The organism is Clostridia bacterium (assembly GCA_026414765.1).
In the GTDB taxonomy this organism is placed as follows: Bacteria; Bacillota; Clostridia; order Acetivibrionales; family DSM-27016; genus SKW86.
The window spans coordinates 1-17,867 of sequence record JAOAIJ010000028.1; the positions used below are offsets into that span (position 1 = coordinate 1).

Genomic DNA, 17,867 nt, shown 5'->3' on the forward strand with positions numbered 1-17,867 from the left:
GCATACTATAGCAAACCTTGATACTGCGGCAGAAAACCTGCAGGCATCAGAGTCCAGAATACGTGACGTAGATATGGCTCAGGAAATGATGAAGTACACCAAGAACAACATCCTGAACCAGGCTGCTACAGCTATGCTGGCGCAGGCTAACCAGGCTCCGCAGGGAGTTCTCCAGTTATTAAGGTAATCTGAAGGAAAATCTTATTAAGGTTTTTCATTCCAGGCAAATAAATGGATAATTTGTTTGTCACATTCATAAATATTAGGCCGGTAAAAATGACCAGCATATGCTGGTCATTTTTTATTTTATAATGATAATATAAATCGGCTGTTATGCCGATAATTCATATATAACTTAGTATATAAGGGTGGATTATGGAAAACTTAATTCAAAAGAATCTTGATTTTTTAGAGAGGGAACTGCCTCAAGTATATAAAAGATACAGACAGCTTCTGGATAAACACTGTAAGGATGAAGTAAATGCAGAATATATAGGGAATGCGAGTCATCATAACATTTTGCTAAATGGCAAGCCTGCCCATAGTATATATAGTCCTGACATAGACGGGCAAATAATGTCTATAATGCTTAATGAGGAAGATTATGATACTATTTTTGTTTTCGGTATAGGCATGGGACATCATATAAATGAGATGTGCAAGAGTTTTCCTGAAAAGAACAAGATTTTTTACGAGCCGAATTTTGATGTATTCTGTGAGTTACTGAAAGTGCAGGATTTAGAGAAGCTTTATTCTAAAAACGTAATGTTTCTTTTAAGTGATGACAGGCAAAGCATTGTAGACAGTCTGATTCATCTTTTTACTACTTTTGTAATATATAAGGTTACTTTTATAGGTCTTCCTACCTACATTGCCGAATACTCTGAAGATTGGACATATATTACAAAGGGATATGTAGATTTTTTTATGAGGTATTCCGTAAATCTGAAAACATTAATAAAATATAACAATTCCTGGATGATAAATATATTTAAAAACCTGAGGCACTATCCTTTTGAGTCAGGTTTTGACGACTTTAAGGAAAAATTTAAAGGAGTTCCCGGCATAGTTGTATCCTCAGGACCTTCCTTGAAGAAAAACATGCATCTGCTTAAGGATATACTTGACAAAGCAGTGGTTGTATCCGCAGGCTCATCAATAAATGCTCTTGATGCAAGCGGGATAATACCGCATATCATGCTGGCTGTAGATGGATCACAGCTCATGAGTGATGAATATAACGCAGTAAAGGATAACTCCATACTGTTTGCACACATAATGAACGTTCACTTCGATTGTATAGAAAAGTACAAGGGCCCAAAGCTCCATTTTAAAGTATCCTCAGAGATGAGTGTAGAATACTATGAAAAAGTCAACTCCATATCCAGCACTACAATCGGAAGCGGAGGGTCCTGTGCAAATGTGGCTATGGATTTTCTCGCAAAGCTTGGCTGCAATCCTATAGTACTTATCGGACAGGATCTGTGCTTTACAGGCAATGTCACGCATTCTGAAGGCGTATGGGACAGGAAGGAAATAACAACTGAGGTTTTAAAGTCGGATGGTCCGGATTTTATAAAGAAGAAAGATATATTCGGAGACGATGTATTCACTAACAGGGTTTTCAGCACCATACACAAATGGTTTGAGGACTATATAAGGGCAAATGAAACACACTCTACTGGTCTGAAAGTTATTAATGCTACAGAGGGTGGACTTCCCATACAAGGGGCGGAAAACATGAGTTTCAGCGAGGCTATCCGCAGATACTGCAAAGAGGACAGGAATATCAAGGCAAGGCTTATGGATATACATACACAAAGCCTTTGCAGAGAGAGGGAAAACAAAAAAAACGTCAAGCATTTCCTTGATTCATCACAGACAGAGTTCAAAAAGATTGAGAGGATGTCAAAGTCAAGGATTGAGCTTCTCCAGAGGATATTCAAGCGTCTTGAAAATGGGAATTCTGAAGCTGCCGACTTAAGAAGTAAAATAAACAAGATAACCGAGAAGATGGAGAAAAACATGGCCTACAACTATCTCATATGGCTTCAGTCCTTTGAAATGATATATAACATAAAAAACGCATATGAGATAAAAGCAAAGGAAGAAAAAGAAGTAGCTGAAAAGCTTAAGGTCCTATACCAGGGTCTTGAGATGCAGTTTAATGAAATACACATGAGAATAAGGATTATAAGGGAACTTGTCGAAAAAACGCTGCAAGAGCTCAAATCACTAAAAGAATGGGATGATGTTTATGGACAGACCGGATAAAAATCATATACAGAGTATAATAGAAACTATTCAGGAGCTGAATGACGTTTACTTTGAAGTTGTTAAGAAAATCTACAATGCAAATTTTCTGGATGCAAAAAAGACTTTTCTTGGAACAGACAGCTTACTGGAAAGGGTAATAGTTTTTTCGGGTGTGTTTGACAGGGATATATTTGAGTCAAAAGCTTTTGATCTGGATAGAGTCAATGAACTTATGATGAAGGTTATAGACTCCTTTGAGCATAATAACCCTCAGGCAGTAGTAGACTTGCTTCTCTTTGATTTTAGTTCTGCTTTGAACGAATACGCAGATCAGCTTGAAAAAGTGAACTCATAGAAAGGACGTTGCTTATGAAGTTTGCAGTTATTGGATTGGGTTCCATGGGTAAGCGCAGAATTAGGAATTTACTGGCGAATAATCAAAAAGATATAATAGGCATTGACCTGCGGCAAGACAGGTGCAAGGAGGCTGAAGAAAAATACGGAGTAAGGACATACCAAACCATTGATAAAGTAGAAGATATAAATAATATAACTGCCTTCATCATTTCTGTTCCGCCGGACAAGCATATGGAATATGCCGGCAGGGCTTACGAAGCAGGAATACACAGTTTCATTGAAGCAAGTGTTGTAGACGAGGGAATGAAAGAACTGATAGAAAAAAGCAAAAGCAATAAAGCTATCAGGATATGTCCTTCCTGTACTCTTAGGTTTCATCCTTCAATATGCTTAATAAAGGATATGGTTACATCGGGCAAAATAGGGAAAATATCCAATTTTACTTACCATTCAGGACAATACCTTCCTGACTGGCATCCCTGGGAGGATATTAAAGACTTTTATGTTTCAAAGAAAGAAACAGGCGGCTGCAGAGAAATAGTGCCTTTTGAGCTTGCCTGGCTAAACTGGATTTTTGGAGATATTTCTTCCATATGTGGCTTTAATGAAAAGACAGTAAATCTGGGAATAGATATAGATGATGTTTATGCCTCCTGTATCAAATACAAAAACGGTCTGACAGGTACACTGCTTGTGGACGTTGTTTCCCGGTATGCCGTCAGAAGATTGATACTGAACGGATTAGATGGTCAGATACAATGGGATTGGAACAAAAAGAGTGTAGAGGTTTATTTAGCTGCGAGCGGGCAGTGGGAATACTACCATGAGCCTGAAGGAAGTGTGGAAAACGGCTATAACGCCAATATAATAGAAGAAATGTATATAAACGAAATAGGCAGCTTTATTGATGCAATTACCGGGAAAAGCGAATTTCCAAATACTCTTGAGGAAGATTATAAATTGCTGCAGTATCTCTACGGGATTGAACAGGCAAATGAGGCAGGTAGAGTGCAAACATACTGAGCAGCCTTATAACATAAAACGATGTATTTTTATCAACGTGGGCTGTTAAAATAATTTCGCCGCTAGGAGTGATTGAAACGTGAAGACAGGAATTTTTTTCACCGTAAGGACGGGCTCTACAAGGCTGCCTGGAAAGGCACTGCTTGAAGTCAAAGGCAGGCCCATAATCTCATATCTTGTCGAGAGAGTTAAGCATGCAGCCGAGGGGTATGGCAAACTCATTATTTGTACTACGACCTTACCTGAAGATTTACGTCTTGAGAAGCTTGCGAGGCAGTATGGTGCCGATTTATTTCAAGGTGATCCCGAAAATATAGTAAAACGGCACTGGGAATGTGCGGAAAAATATAAATTTGATTTTATAGTAAATGTTGATGGTGACGATATCCTTTGTGATCCTTCCTATATAGTCAAAAACATTGAGATGGCACAACAGCTGCCTGAATACGATGTGTATAAATCAGTACATTTGCCCTTTGGAGTCAATTCCATGGGGTACAGGAAAAAGGTATTGGACCGGATAATGGAAGGATTCAAAAGGAAGAAGCTGGACACAGGATGGGGACAGTTGATAAATAACAAGGAGGCATTCAGAGTATATGAATTCCCTCCTATTGCTGAAGATATGATGGATGTACGACTTAGCCTCGATTATGATGAGGATCTCACGGTATTTAAAAAAATTATAGAAGATGTCTTTAAAGACGGAAAGCATATCAGCCATAAAGAGATTTTGGACTACCTGAAAGCTAATCCGGATGTAGCGGCCATTAATTCCCACGTAGACAAAAGATACTGGGAGAATTATAATACAAAAAAAGCGGAAGAAGGTCGATAAATCATGTCACAGAATAAAATCTACCAGGAAAAAGCTCATAAATATATTCCCGGCGGGGCTCATACCTACAGCAGGGGAGATGACCAATACCCGCTGAATGCTCCTCCTGTACTTGAAAAAGGCAAGGGATGCTATGTCTGGGATGTTGATGGCAATATGTTTCTGGACTATGGTATGGCTCTAAGAGCTGTAACTGTGGGATACGGGTATGAAAAGATCGCGCGGGCTGCAATTAATGCAATCTATGATGGTAATAATCTTACCCGTGCTTCTAAAACAGAGGTTGAAGCTGCAGAGGAAATGGCAGGCCTTATTGATGAAATGGATATGGTTAAGTTCGGCAAGAACGGTTCCACGGTCACATCTGCCGCAGTAAAGCTTGCAAGGGCATATACCGGAAGAAAATACGTTGCCAGATGTGCGCAGCATCCGTTTTTCTCATACGATGACTGGTTTATTGGGGATACCCTTATGTCCTCGGGGGTTCCCGAAGACACTAAAAATCTTACAATACAGTTTGATTTTAATGATATAGCTTCTGTTGAGAGGATGTTTTCCCGGTATCCGGATCAGATTTCCTGCGTAATACTGGAGCCGGCTACTACAGTGGAGCCGCAGTATGATTTTCTCCATAAGCTGAGAGACTTATGTAAAAAGAATGGAACTGTATTTATTCTGGATGAAATGATAACGGGCTTCCGGTGGGATTTAAAAGGTGCCCAGCATTATTACGGTATTGTGCCCGATATGTGTACATTTGGAAAAGGTATGGCAAATGGTTTTTCTGTAGCCGCATTACTGGGGAAGAAGGAGTTTATGAATCTTGGTGGACTTTCACATGACAGGGAAAGGGTATTTCTGATATCCACGACGCATGGTGCAGAAATGTGCGGTATGGCTGCGCTTAAGGAAACAATCAGTACCTATAAGGAATTGAATGTTGTCGGGCACCTCTGGGAATACGGTGCAAAGCTATCAAATGGAATGAATGGTATTTCAAGAGAGCTTGGCATTGAGGACAAATTCTATGTTGAAGGAACGGCTGCCAGTCCGAACTATATATGTAAAGATAATAGCGGGGGAACATCACTGGAATTCAGAACTTTATTTTCACAGGAAATGATAAAGAATAAGGTACTTATGCCGTGGATTGCCCTTAGCTACTCACATACGCAGAAAGAATTGGACATCACCCTTGATGCTGTGCGGAAGGCGCTTGTAGTATATAAAAAAGCACTGGATGAGGGGATAGGCAAGTACCTGGAGGGAAGACCTATTAAGCCTGTCTTTAGAAAATTCAACTGAGAGGTGTGTAATTGAGCAAATATTCGGATAAAATCAGCCTTAGAGATAGAAATATAATAGTAACAGGGGCTTGCGGACTTTTAGGGAAGGAATTCTGCAAAGGTATTGCTGAGTTTGGCGGGAATATAGCCGTTGCAGATATTGATTTTGAAGACGCTTCTGAATTTGCAGCAGAATTGAGAAGTGTATATGGAGTTGAGGCTTTGCCATGTAAGCTGGATATTACTTCTGAAGATTCTGTAGGCAGGATGCTTGAGGTTATTAAGGACAAGCTGGGAGAAACGGATGGTCTTGTCAATAGTGCTTATCCCAGAAACAAAACCTATGGTACCACCTATGAGAACCTGAATTTCCATAGCTGGCGGGAAAACATAGATATGCATCTTAACGGATATTTTAATGTGATACACAAAGTTTCAAAGGTAATGATGACTCAAAATAAAGGAAGTATTGTCAATCTGGGTTCCATATACGGTATATTGGGCCCGGATTTTAGCATTTATGAAGGGACAAGCATGACTATGCCGGCGGAGTATTCGGTCATAAAGGGTGGCATAGTTAATTTTACCCGGTATCTTGCTACCAGGCTCGCAAAATATGAAATCAGAGTTAACTGCATTTCACCGGGGGGGATACACAACAACCAGCCTCAACCATTTGTAGAAAACTATAGCCTCAGGACACCTATGGGAAGGATGGGTAAGCCTGAAGAAATCGTAGGGGGAGTTATTTATCTTCTGAGTGATATGTCCAGTTATGTGACAGGGCAAAATCTGGTTATCGATGGCGGTTGGAGTGCATGGTAAATCAACTATATATTGGGGAGGAAAGTCAGTGAAAAAAGGTAAGGCGCTTATAATTATTCACGATTTATATCAGGAAGATAATGTATTTCAGCTTGGGCCTGCGTATATAGCTGCCTGCCTTGAGAAGGCAGGGCATGAGGTAGAAACCTATTGTATGGATATATTCCACTATACTAATGACCAGCTTGCTGCGTACCTGGATGAAAAAGAATTCGATCTGATAGGTTTGAATTTTCTGGCAGCACGTTTTAAGGAAACAGTTATAGATTTATGCAAGACTATAAACCTGCATAAAAAAAGTGCCTGGTTGCAGTTGGGCGGTCATGGTCCAAGCCCTATCCCTGAATATGTCTTAAAGACAACGGGTGCAGATATTGTAGGTATGGGTGAATGTGAAGAGACTATCATAGAGCTTATGGAATGCAAACTGAATAATGGTGACTTATCCAGGGTTAAAGGTATCGCTTTCAGGGAGGGTGATAGCGTAACAATTAATCCAAGAAGGAATCCGGTAACGGATCTGGACAGCATACCTTTTCCTGCGTGGCATTTATTCCCTATGGACAGGTATACTACATCGGTTAAGAATGCTGCAATGAAGGACGATGAAAGGGCTATAACCATAATATCCAGCAGGGGCTGTACAAACAGATGCAACTTCTGTTACCGAATGGAGAAGGGCATCAGGGTAAGGAGTGTAGAAAACCTTATTGAGGAAATGAAACTGCTTAACACAAGATATGGTGTTACTTACTTCAATACCCAGGATGAGTTGTTCATATTATCCAGAAAGAGAATGATGGAATTTAAAAGGCTGCTGGATGAGAACGGATTAAAGATCAAGTTTGACGTAAACTGCCGGGTAGATATATTTAATGAAGAGATGGCGGCTTTATTAAAGGAATGTGGATGTGTATTTGTTAACATAGGATTTGAATCAACCTCACAAAAGGTTCTGGATATAATGAATAAAAATACTACGGTAGAAGAGAATATGAAGGCTGCAGAGATCGCAAACAAAGTAGGACTTGGAATAGGCCTTAATTGTATATGGGGAGAGCCGGGCGATAACGAGCAGACCTTAAGGGATAATGCTGCATTTATCACTAAATACAATACTTATGATCAGATCAGGACCATCAGACCTGTAACAGCCTATCCGGGTTGCGATCTCTATTACTATGCCATAGAAAAAGGTTTGTTAAGAGGCCCGGAAGATTTCTTTAATAAATTTAAGAATTCTGATCTCGTAACAGTAAATTTTACCGATTTGCCGATTGACAGGGTATATGAACTGCTTCTGGAAGTTAACAGGGGGCTTATTCTTGATCACTTCAGGAATACAAGCGGTGATATGGATGCTGCTGAACATCTGATACGGAACTTCAGTGATCTCTACACCGGAAAAATCGATAAATTTAGGGGAGCGAGAATTTATACCAGGGAAGAAGCAAAGCACATTGCACATATAGATAGAGACAGGAAATAAAAATGCAGAAACAGCAACCGGAGGATGAAATGAAATCTTTTGATGAGATTCTGAAAAAAGGGACTTTTATAATCGCTGAGGCCGGAGTAAATCACAATGGCAACCTGAGGCTGGCAATTGAGCTTATTAATGCTGCTTTTGCGGCCGGAGCGGACGCGGTAAAGTTTCAGACATTTCATGCCGATAAACTAGTAACGAAAAGTGCAGAAAAAGCACAGTATCAGAAAGAGGCTACAGGAAGCAGCGAGTCCCAGTATCAGATGCTCAGGAGGCTGGAATTAACCTATGAGGATCACGTAAAACTGTTTAGTTATTGCAAAAATAAGGGGATTGTCTTTTTGTCTACTCCCTTTGATTCTGAAAGTGTTGATTTGCTTGATGAACTAGGGGTAGGGATATTCAAAATCAGCTCAGGAGACCTGACTAACATGCCAATGCTGCAGTATGTGGCAGCAAAGGGTAAACCCGTAATTTTGTCAACGGGAATGGCAGATATTAAGGAAACGGAAGAAGCGGTCTTATGGATGAGGAAGGCGGGAGTAAAACATCTGGCGCTGCTGCACTGTACTACAAATTACCCTACACCTTATCCTGAGGTTAATCTGAAAGCAATGGAAACTATGAAGGAGGCTTTCAAAATCCCTGTAGGGTACTCTGACCATACCGTTGGAATAGAAGTGCCTCTGGCTGCTGCTGCACTGGGAGCATGTATTATTGAAAAGCATTTTACTCTGGATAAGACGATGGAAGGGCCTGATCATAAGGCGTCACTGAACCCTGTTGAGCTAAAAATGATGGTTGAAGGCATAAGAAATATAGAGAAGGCTCTTGGCAACGGGATCAAAAAGCCTACACAGGGAGAGCTTCAAAATCTGGCATTGGCAAGAAAATCTATCGTTGCCGGAAGAAATATTCCTAAAGGGCATAAAATAGGAATGACAGACCTTGATATCAAGAGACCGTTTAGCGGCATAGAGCCAAAATATATTTATGATGTGATCGGAAAGGTGGCTAAAAGGGATATCCAAGCTGAAGAGAATATAAACTGGAGTGATATTGAACTATAGTAAGGGAGCGTGTTTATAAATGTGTGAAAATTTAGACTTAAAGAAAGAAACCTTGTTAAGTGCCCGTGATTATATTAAGAGAGTAATACCGGGTATAGACAGCATTTGTGATAAGTTTAGAGAAGACAATAAGGATTCGGCGTTTCAAATGTGCTCTGATTTGAAAGAGGGTTTGGAGTGGCTTGCAGAAGCCTTCAGTCTTACAAAGGATGTGCAGGAGGCATGCAATGTAATTATTGGACAAGATGGTATGACTCTGCTCATAACAAAGATGGAAAGCGCTTTGGAGACTAAGGACACCACTATGATGGGTGGATTTCTGACAGATGACTTGAAACCAGTTATATTTAGTTGGGAAAAAAAGCTGGATGAATTAGTTGAAAACAGGCTCTTTGCTTAAAATACCCAATATATGCGTTTGGAGATTTGCATATGAAAAGACTCAGAACCATGGTAGTTACTGTTTCGAGGGCAGACTACGGGCTCCTTTACCCTTTGATTGTCAAGCTTAATGAAGATACGGGCTTTGAAACAATTGTTACAGCTACAGGAAACCACCTTTCCCAACTCCACGGGAATACCATACAAAAATTACAGGATGACGGTATAGTAATAGGTCATATGGTAGAAATGCCTATGACAGGGGATACTGGAAGGGATGTTTGTAATTCAATGGCTGCCGGACTCTCAGCTTTTTCTGATATTCTTGCGGCTGAGAAACCTGACTTGATTATTGTACTCGGTGACCGCTACGAACTATGGCCCGTTTGCATGTCTGCGGCCATCTTCAGGGTACCGGTCGCACATATCCATGGAGGGGAAGTTACTTATGGTGCTGTAGATGAGGTTATCCGCCATTCAGTCACAAAAATGTCATTAATACATTTCCCATCCATAGATTTATACAGGCAACGGATTATTCAGATGGGTGAAAGCCCTGACAGAGTCTTTGCTGTTGGAGCCTTGGGAATAGATAATGTAAGGAATATTGAGCTGATGAATAAAAGGGAGCTTTCCCTGTATACCGGTGCTGATTTCGAAAATCCGACTGCAATTATGACATATCACCCCGTAACCCTTGATGATTATGACTCTGCATCACAGCAGGTGAAGGAGGTTCTAGAAGCTTTACTTGCAAGCCCTGTTTTTACAATAGTTACAATGCCAAACTCTGATGTGGGAGGAACTTCCGTATATAAGACAATCTATGAGTATGCAGAAAAATATTCAGATAGATTCAAAATTATTAAAAATTTGGGGCAAAAAGCATATCTGAGCACTATGGAGCATGCAAGATTCATGATAGGCAACTCGTCGAGCGGAATTATTGAAAGTGCATCCTTTAAACTGCCGGTTGTAAATATCGGTGACAGGCAGCAGGGAAGATTCAAACCGAATAACGTGATAGACTGCATATGCTCCAGGGGAGAGATCATAAATGCTATAAAAAAAGCATTGTCAGAAGATTTTATTCAGTCTGTTTCCGGCATGAAAAATCCTTATGGAGACGGTAAAACTGCTGAAAGAATAGTTGATATACTGAAGTCTTTTGATTTCAGGGATAAAAATCTGCTGAAGAAGAAGTTTTACAACAAGTATTAGAAAGCAGGATGGTGGACCGATGGAAAAGATTATTCTTATAGGTGCCGGGGGACACTGCAAGGTAGTAATTGAAATAATTAAAGAATTCTATGAGATTGCCGGTATTACGGATAGTGATTACAGCAAACACGGGTCTCAGTATCATGGAATAAGTGTTATAGGAAATGACGAAAAGTTACGATATATATATAACAATGGAGTTAACCGGGCATTAGTTACTGTGGGGAGCACAGGAAACAGTATGTTAAGGAAGAAACTGTATGAGTATGCTTCATGTATCGGGTTTGATATGGTCAATTCTGTAAGCAGAAGTGCTATAGTATCACCATCAGTCAGGACAGGCAGGGGAAACGTTGTCATGGACGGCGCTATAATACACGCTGATTCGGTTTTAGGCAATAATACTATAATTAATACCGCTTCCATTATCGAGCATGATTGCATAATTCAGGATCATGTACACATATCACCGGGTGCAAAGCTTGCAGGAGGTGTAATAGCAGGAGAAGGCTCCCATATAGGAATTGGAGCTACTGTTATCCAAAATGTAAAAATAGGAAAACACTGCATAGTTGGTGCCGGAGCAGTTGTAACCGGAGATATCCCCGACTTTTCAGTTTGTGTGGGAGTGCCTGCCCGGATTATCAGGCAAAATACTATCGAGAAGCCGTAAAATGCCCGATTCGGAGCCGAGGGGGAGCAGTTGTGAAAAACCTTGATATAGAGAAATTGTTTATAAAACCTGATACTACATTGAAAAATACCATGGAAGTCATAGAAAAAAATGCCAAGGGAATCGCTCTGGTTATCGACCATAATGAAAGACTGCTGGGGACAATTACGGACGGGGATATAAGGAGAGCCATTCTGAAGGGCATACATCTTGATGAGGCTATAAAATCCATCATGAATGAGCATTTTATATTTCTGACTCCTGGATTTACCAATACTCTGGTACAAACCATATATCAGCAAAAATCAATCAATCAATTACCCGTATTGGATGACAATATGAGAGTTATAGATATAGTATTTGTCAGTGACCTGTACCAGAAAAGCTCAAAAGAAAACTGGGCTGTGATTATGGCTGGCGGATTGGGAACAAGGCTGTATCCTTTAACGAAGGATATACCTAAACCAATGCTTACCGTAGGCGCAAAACCGATAATAGAGACTATTATAGAACAACTGAAATCATATGGATATACGAATATTATCCTGAGTCTGAATTATAAAGCTGAAATAATAAAAAACTATTTTCAGGACGGTTCAAATTTCGGTGTGAATATAAAATACATCAGTGAAAAGAAACGCATGGGGACTGCAGGGGCAATAAGACTAGCGGAGCAGTATCTGGACAAGCCTTTCTTTGTAATTAACGGGGACATTCTTACAAGGCTTAATTTTGAACAGTTCATGAAGTACCATGTAAGAAACGACAATATTATAACCATTGGAACGAAGAAATACGATATGCAGATACCCTATGGGGTAGTGAGCATTACAGATGAGAATGTGGTAGAACTGAAAGAAAAGCCGTGTATGAATTTCTTTATAAACGGGGGTATGTACTGCCTTAATCCCGATGCTATAGAATTCATACCGGAGGATGAGTATTTTGACATAACACAATTGATAAATATCTATCTGGAGAAAAAGAAGAAAATCGGCAGCTTTCCCATCACCGAATATTGGATGGATATAGGCCAGATAGACGACTATAATCAGGCAAATATGGACTATGACAATCAATTCAGAGGTGAGATAAGTGCAGCTAAAGAATAAAAGAGTTCTGGTTACGGGTTCGGAGGGGTTTATTGGAAGCCACCTGACAGAAATGCTGGTTAATATGGGTGCCAGTGTTACAGCTCTTGTACAGTACAATTCGTTTAACAACTGGGGCTGGCTGGAGGTTCTTGACAGCAGTATAAAAAGTCAAATCCAGGTATATACAGGTGATATACGGGAATATGACAATATGAATAAAATAATCAATGGAAAAGAAGTAGTTTTCCACCTGGCAGCATTGATAGCCATTCCTTATTCCTACCAGTCACCGGCGGCATACGTAAGGACGAATGTGGAAGGCACGCTAAATGTTCTTGAAGCATGCAGAGTACATGGTATTCAAAAGGTAATACATACATCAACCAGTGAGGTGTATGGTTCTGCCCAGTATGTACCCATAGATGAGAAACACCCCTTACAGGGCCAATCCCCGTATTCCGCAAGCAAAATCGGGGCAGATAAGATTGCTGAAAGCTACTACAGCGCTTATGATTTGCCTGTAGCTACAATAAGACCCTTTAATACATATGGACCCAGACAGTCTGCAAGGGCGGTAATCCCAACAATCATCTCACAGATAATATCGGGTGAAGAGACTATCAAGCTTGGCGCTTTGTCGCCTACGAGGGATTTTACTTTTGTAAAGGATACTGCAAGAGGTTTCATAAAAATGGCGGAATCTGATGAAAGCATCGGTCAGGTGATCAACCTGGGGACAAACAGTGAAATTTCTATCGGGGGTTTAGTTGAGAAAATAATTTCTATCACAGATGCCAGGGTTTCAATCGAGTGTGAGGAAGAGCGCAGAAGGCCTGGAAAAAGTGAAGTTAACAGGCTGTGGAGCAACAATGAAAGGGCAAAGCAAGTGCTGGGATGGTTTCCTGAATACACACTTGATGAGGGGTTAAGGGAAACCGTCGAATGGATCAGGAATAATATGCATTATTTTAAAACAGGCATTTATAATGTTTGATGACTAAGGGGAATAGGTTATGATACCTTTAAGCGTTCCGGAAATATGTGGAAATGAATGGAAGTATATAAAGGAGTGCCTTGACACTAATTGGGTTTCTTCTGCCGGGAAGTATGTCGACTTGTTTGAAGAGCGGTTTAGTGAATATACCGGAGCAAAAAAGACAGTTGTAACGGTTAATGGTACGGCTGCTTTGCATCTTGCACTCAAGGTGTTGGGGATAGGGTCAGGGGATGAGGTCATTGTGCCTTCTATGACTTTCATAGCGTCAGTGAACCCTATCATTTATACCGGCGCTGAACCCGTATTTGTAGATGTATGCAGGGATACTTTTGTAATGGATGTAAGGAAGATTGAAAATCTTATTACGGAAAAAACAAAGGCTGTTCTTCCGGTACATCTGTACGGAAATCTTGTAGATATGGAGCCCTTGTTACAGTTGGCTAAAAAGTATAACCTTTTTATTATAGAGGATGCAACGGAGGCTCTGGGCTCCGAGTACAAAACTTCAGGCGGGCAATGGATGAAAGCAGGTACTATAGGAGACATCGGCTGCTTTAGTTTTAACGGTAACAAACTTATAACTACAGGGGCAGGAGGGATGCTAGCAACAAACTCTGATAAGCTGGGAGATACAGCTAAATTTCTTAGCACCCAGGCAAAGCTTGTTGAGGAAAACAAGGCGTTTTTCCATCCTGAAATAGGATATAATTACAGGATGCCAAACCTACTTGCAGCTATGGGAGTAGCTCAGCTAGAAAAAATTAATGAATATATTGAGATAAAGAAAAACAATGCAGCTTACTATGATGGCTTACTTAAAAATATCAGCGGCATAACACTTTCCTCCGGTAAGGAAAACATAAGAAATTGCCACTGGCTGTACTCTGTAGTTATAGATGACAGTTTTGGAATCACCAGAGATGACTTGATCAAAAAATTAATGGAGAAGGGTGTAGAAACAAGGCCATTCTTTAAAGCTGTACATAAAATGAAACCATATATCAATTACAGATATGGGAATATGGATATTACGGAAGAGCTAACGGAGAAGGGGATAAACCTGCCCAGCTCTGTATCTTTGAAGAAAGAGGATATCGATTATATCTATGACTCATTGGTTAAAGTAAAAAAATAAAAACAGCCGGTATACAAATGTTTCTGGTTTTTGGGCGGTAAATCTGAGAAATTCAATATTCATGCTAAACCTCCGGCATTTTTTATCCGATATATATTTTAAACAATCATAAGTATTTTTAGTATGACATATGCACGGAGGGATATTATGAAGATTGATGGCATGGATGCTTCCAGAGTGGTGATTTCAAAAACACAGGATATCAGGGAAACAAATATTGATACCAAAGATACAAAAGATACCGAACAGGTTACCAATAAATTGCACTTGACAAATATGGAAAAGCAGGAGTTACCTATATCTGAGAAAGTGGTGATAGAAGCTATTGAGAAAGCTAATAAAGCCATATCCGGAGCAAACAGGAAGTTTGAATTTTCTATTCATGAGAAAACAAAAGAAATAATGGTTAAAGTCATCGACTCTGATTCTAATGAAGTTATAAGAGAAATACCACCTGAAAAAATTCTTGATATGGTAGCTAAAATGTGGGAAATGGCAGGCATTATGGTAGATGAGAGAAGGTGATTGAATGGCCAGCAATATATCGAATATATTGAATAATAAACTTAGAATGACGGGCATGTCTACCGGTCTGGACGTAGAGGGCATGGTTCAGAAGCTTATGAGCGTGGAGCGGGCAAAGGTAGATAAGGTTAAGCAGCAGAAACAGCTAAAAGAATGGCAAAGAGATGATTACAGATCGGTTACCAATCTTCTCCGGGGATTCAGGGATGAATACTTTGATGTATTGAAGCCGAGTACCAACTTCAGGTCTGAAGGTGCTTTTACGGCTACAGGAGCAACTTCATCAAAACCGGAAATCCTTACTGCGACAGCAGGAAGTGGTGCGGTTCCGGGCACATATAGCATTGTAGTAAACTCTCTGGCCACAAATGCAATAAAGAATGGAAGTACGGGTATAAGCAGGGGCTATAACGGCATAACAGGCAGTGGTACGGTTGATATGACTGCCATGAGGCAGGGGAAAGAATTTACGATAACCCTTGATGGTATAAGAAAGACCATTATACTGGATAAAGATTATTCTGCATATAGTGAGCAAACATTTGCAACAAATAATGCTGACCCGACTCTTGCAACCGATGGGCTTCAGAAGCTTTTAAACGATGCCTTCGGCAAAGGTAAAATTACTGTTACAGGTAATAATGCCGGACATACACTGACATTCAGGCCTGCTACTTCAAGCAGCACGGTAAGTGTATCGGACAGTACAAACACTTATGTGGCATCTATGGGATTTGCCAGCGGACAGGGTAATTCCGTTACCAGCAGCAGTGACATAACTGATTTCAGCGGAGGGAACTTTACCGTACAGATAGACTCTGGAGCTGAAGTCAACCTTACTGTTGCAAGCGGTGCAACGGATACGAATTCTCTTCTAAATAACATAAATGCCGCTTTGGTTGGTGCCGGTTTAGACATTAATCTACAGGCAGTAAAAGACCCGGATGACCCTGAGAGAATTAAGTTTATCTCAATAGATACTTCGAGGAAGGTAACTATAAAGGCTGGTACCACAAATGATCTGTTAGCGAAGGCTAAGGTTGGAAGCAGCGTTATAAATCCTTTGAGTGGGACTATCGATTATAGTGTAAGCGATATAGGGAAAAGCTTTAAAATTTCTACTTATAACCCGGCTACCAGTACAAAAAATACATATACTATAGATTTACAATATAATTATACCAGTGATGCAAGCACTGATGCCAATGGAAGAACTCTAAGCCAGGAGATACAACAGCAATTGAGTGCGCAGGGAGCTGCCGGTTTTACAGTAAGTATCTCCGGAGGCAAACTTAATATCACTAATACCTCGGGCCGTGAAATCAAGCTGGAAAATGGAGATGCAGGATTAAAGGAGGAACTTGGATTCGCAAGCTCTCAGGATAGCATAAACAGAATCGGCCTTGGTGAGACTCTGGAATCTTTATCAACGCTGAATGCAGCCCAGGCAGGATTGGCTACACCTTTTAACTTTGGTACTGATACAAAGCTTACATTCAGGATAAATACTGTTACTTTTTCAGTTGATAAATCTGAGACTCTGGGCAGCGTAATAGAGAAAATAAACAATAGTGAGGCCGGAGTGAAGCTGCGGTACGACAGCTTGAATGATAAGTTTATAATGGAATCAAAAACCACAGGTGCATCTTCAGTAATAGACAATACTAATAATCCTGACGATGCTGCAGATAATTTCTTTACTGCATTAGGAATAAAGACAACAGCACAGGAAACGGGTGGAGAACCCGTAAGGGGAACAGATGCAAGCATCACTCTCGACAGCACGAATGATGGAGTGGATAATGGAACTTTGGTAACACGTTCTACAAATGACTTCACTGCAAGCGGACTTTCAATCAGTCTGAAATCATTTGATGCTGCTTTAACTAAGGTTACTGTTAATGTCAACGCAAATGCGGATGATCTGGTTGCCAAAATAAAAAACTTTGTTAATAAATACAATGAAGTAGTAGATACAATAAACAAGAAGCTTACTGATAAAAGGGAACGGGCATACCAACCCCTGACAGATGAGCAAAGAGACTCAATGAAGGAAGACGACATAAAAAAGTGGGAGGAGAAAGCAAAGACGGGCCTTCTTAGAGGGGACAGCATACTGAGTAGTGTTGCGGACAGCATGCGTAAAGCACTGTATGACAACATATACACAGATTCGGCGGATGAAAGTTCCAAACTGCCCCAGACACTAGCTTCTATTGGTATTACTACAAGCAGCTACTATCAGGATAGGGGTAAGCTGGTAATTGATGAAACGAAACTGAGGGATGCAATCGCAAAAACTCCCGATAAGGTAAGCCAGTTATTTACAAAGGATGACTCAGGAATTTCATATACTGATGCTTTAAATGACAAGGCAAAAAGGGCAGAGAGGTATAAGGAATCAGGCCTGGCACAAAGATTGTACGATATAATTCAGGATGCAATCAGGACAACGAGAAACAATGAAGGGCAAAAGGGTGCTTTATTGGAAAAGGCAGGTATGATAGGAGACATCTCGGAATTTACAAGCTTGCTCTATAAAGAGATAGATCAGGACAATAAAAAGATAGACGACATCAATGACCGGCTTATTGATAAGGAAAATAAATATTATATTAAGTTTTCCAATCTTGAAAGAATGCTCTCGCAAATGAATGCTCAAGGCGGATGGTTTGCCGCTCAGGCAGGGCAGTGAAAATA

The 17,867-nt window shown here is 40.3% G+C and carries 17 protein-coding genes; all 17 read left to right on the forward strand.

What is annotated here, in order from left to right; translation table 11 throughout:
• Positions 1-187, forward strand: a 187-nt coding sequence (locus N3I35_11455) for a flagellin (GenBank protein MCX8130701.1), incomplete at its 5' end; no start/stop codon positions are given.
• A 188-nt stretch (positions 188-375) separates the two neighbouring features.
• Positions 376-2,274, forward strand: a complete 1,899-nt coding sequence (locus N3I35_11460; protein MCX8130702.1) for a DUF115 domain-containing protein — start codon at positions 376-378, stop codon at positions 2,272-2,274.
• Positions 2,258-2,611, forward strand: a complete 354-nt coding sequence (locus N3I35_11465; protein ID MCX8130703.1) for a hypothetical protein — start codon at positions 2,258-2,260, stop codon at positions 2,609-2,611. The genes N3I35_11460 and N3I35_11465 overlap by 17 nt, the downstream gene beginning before the upstream one ends.
• Positions 2,612-2,625: 14 nt before the next feature.
• Complete coding sequence (locus N3I35_11470) at positions 2,626-3,636, forward strand: Gfo/Idh/MocA family oxidoreductase (GenBank protein MCX8130704.1); 1,011 nt, start codon at positions 2,626-2,628, stop codon at positions 3,634-3,636.
• 79 nt (positions 3,637-3,715) lie between these two features.
• Entirely contained in the window at positions 3,716-4,474 is a 759-nt protein-coding gene (locus N3I35_11475; protein ID MCX8130705.1) for a hypothetical protein, read from the forward strand.
• Between the two features lie 3 nt (positions 4,475-4,477).
• Entirely contained in the window at positions 4,478-5,779 is a 1,302-nt protein-coding gene (locus tag N3I35_11480) for a glutamate-1-semialdehyde 2,1-aminomutase (protein MCX8130706.1), read from the forward strand.
• A gap of 11 nt (positions 5,780-5,790) precedes the next feature.
• A complete protein-coding gene (locus N3I35_11485) occupies positions 5,791-6,585 on the forward strand; it encodes an oxidoreductase (protein ID MCX8130707.1) in 795 nt (264 codons plus the stop codon).
• A 28-nt stretch (positions 6,586-6,613) separates the two neighbouring features.
• Positions 6,614-8,074: a B12-binding domain-containing radical SAM protein gene (locus N3I35_11490; protein ID MCX8130708.1), complete on the forward strand. Its 1,461-nt coding sequence runs from the start codon at positions 6,614-6,616 to the stop codon at positions 8,072-8,074.
• A 29-nt stretch (positions 8,075-8,103) separates the two neighbouring features.
• Positions 8,104-9,141, forward strand: a complete 1,038-nt coding sequence (gene neuB / locus N3I35_11495; protein MCX8130709.1) for an N-acetylneuraminate synthase — start codon at positions 8,104-8,106, stop codon at positions 9,139-9,141.
• Between the two features lie 19 nt (positions 9,142-9,160).
• Positions 9,161-9,541, forward strand: coding sequence for a hypothetical protein (locus N3I35_11500; protein MCX8130710.1), 381 nt, complete (start codon positions 9,161-9,163; stop codon positions 9,539-9,541).
• Positions 9,542-9,573: 32 nt separating this feature from the next.
• Positions 9,574-10,743, forward strand: a complete 1,170-nt coding sequence (gene neuC, locus N3I35_11505; GenBank protein ID MCX8130711.1) for a UDP-N-acetylglucosamine 2-epimerase — start codon at positions 9,574-9,576, stop codon at positions 10,741-10,743.
• Positions 10,744-10,762: 19 nt separating this feature from the next.
• Complete coding sequence (locus tag N3I35_11510; protein ID MCX8130712.1) at positions 10,763-11,416, forward strand: acetyltransferase; 654 nt, start codon at positions 10,763-10,765, stop codon at positions 11,414-11,416.
• Between the two features lie 32 nt (positions 11,417-11,448).
• Positions 11,449-12,528 carry a nucleotidyltransferase family protein gene (locus N3I35_11515; GenBank protein MCX8130713.1) on the forward strand — a complete coding sequence of 360 codons (1,080 nt, stop codon included), beginning with the start codon at positions 11,449-11,451 and terminating at the stop codon, positions 12,526-12,528.
• The gene (locus tag N3I35_11520; protein MCX8130714.1) at positions 12,512-13,504 is read left to right on the forward strand and encodes an NAD-dependent 4,6-dehydratase LegB; all 993 of its coding nucleotides are present in this window, start codon (positions 12,512-12,514) and stop codon (positions 13,502-13,504) included. Before N3I35_11515 ends, N3I35_11520 begins: the two co-directional genes overlap by 17 nt.
• 19 nt (positions 13,505-13,523) lie before the next feature.
• Positions 13,524-14,642 (forward strand): LegC family aminotransferase, encoded by a 1,119-nt coding sequence (locus N3I35_11525; GenBank protein MCX8130715.1) that lies wholly within the window; start codon positions 13,524-13,526, stop codon positions 14,640-14,642.
• A 147-nt stretch (positions 14,643-14,789) separates the two neighbouring features.
• Positions 14,790-15,167, forward strand: coding sequence for a flagellar protein FlaG (locus N3I35_11530; GenBank protein MCX8130716.1), 378 nt, complete (start codon positions 14,790-14,792; stop codon positions 15,165-15,167).
• Positions 15,168-15,171: 4 nt separating this feature from the next.
• A complete protein-coding gene (gene fliD / locus N3I35_11535; GenBank protein MCX8130717.1) occupies positions 15,172-17,862 on the forward strand; it encodes a flagellar filament capping protein FliD in 2,691 nt (896 codons plus the stop codon).
• Positions 17,863-17,867: the final 5 nt, after the last annotated feature.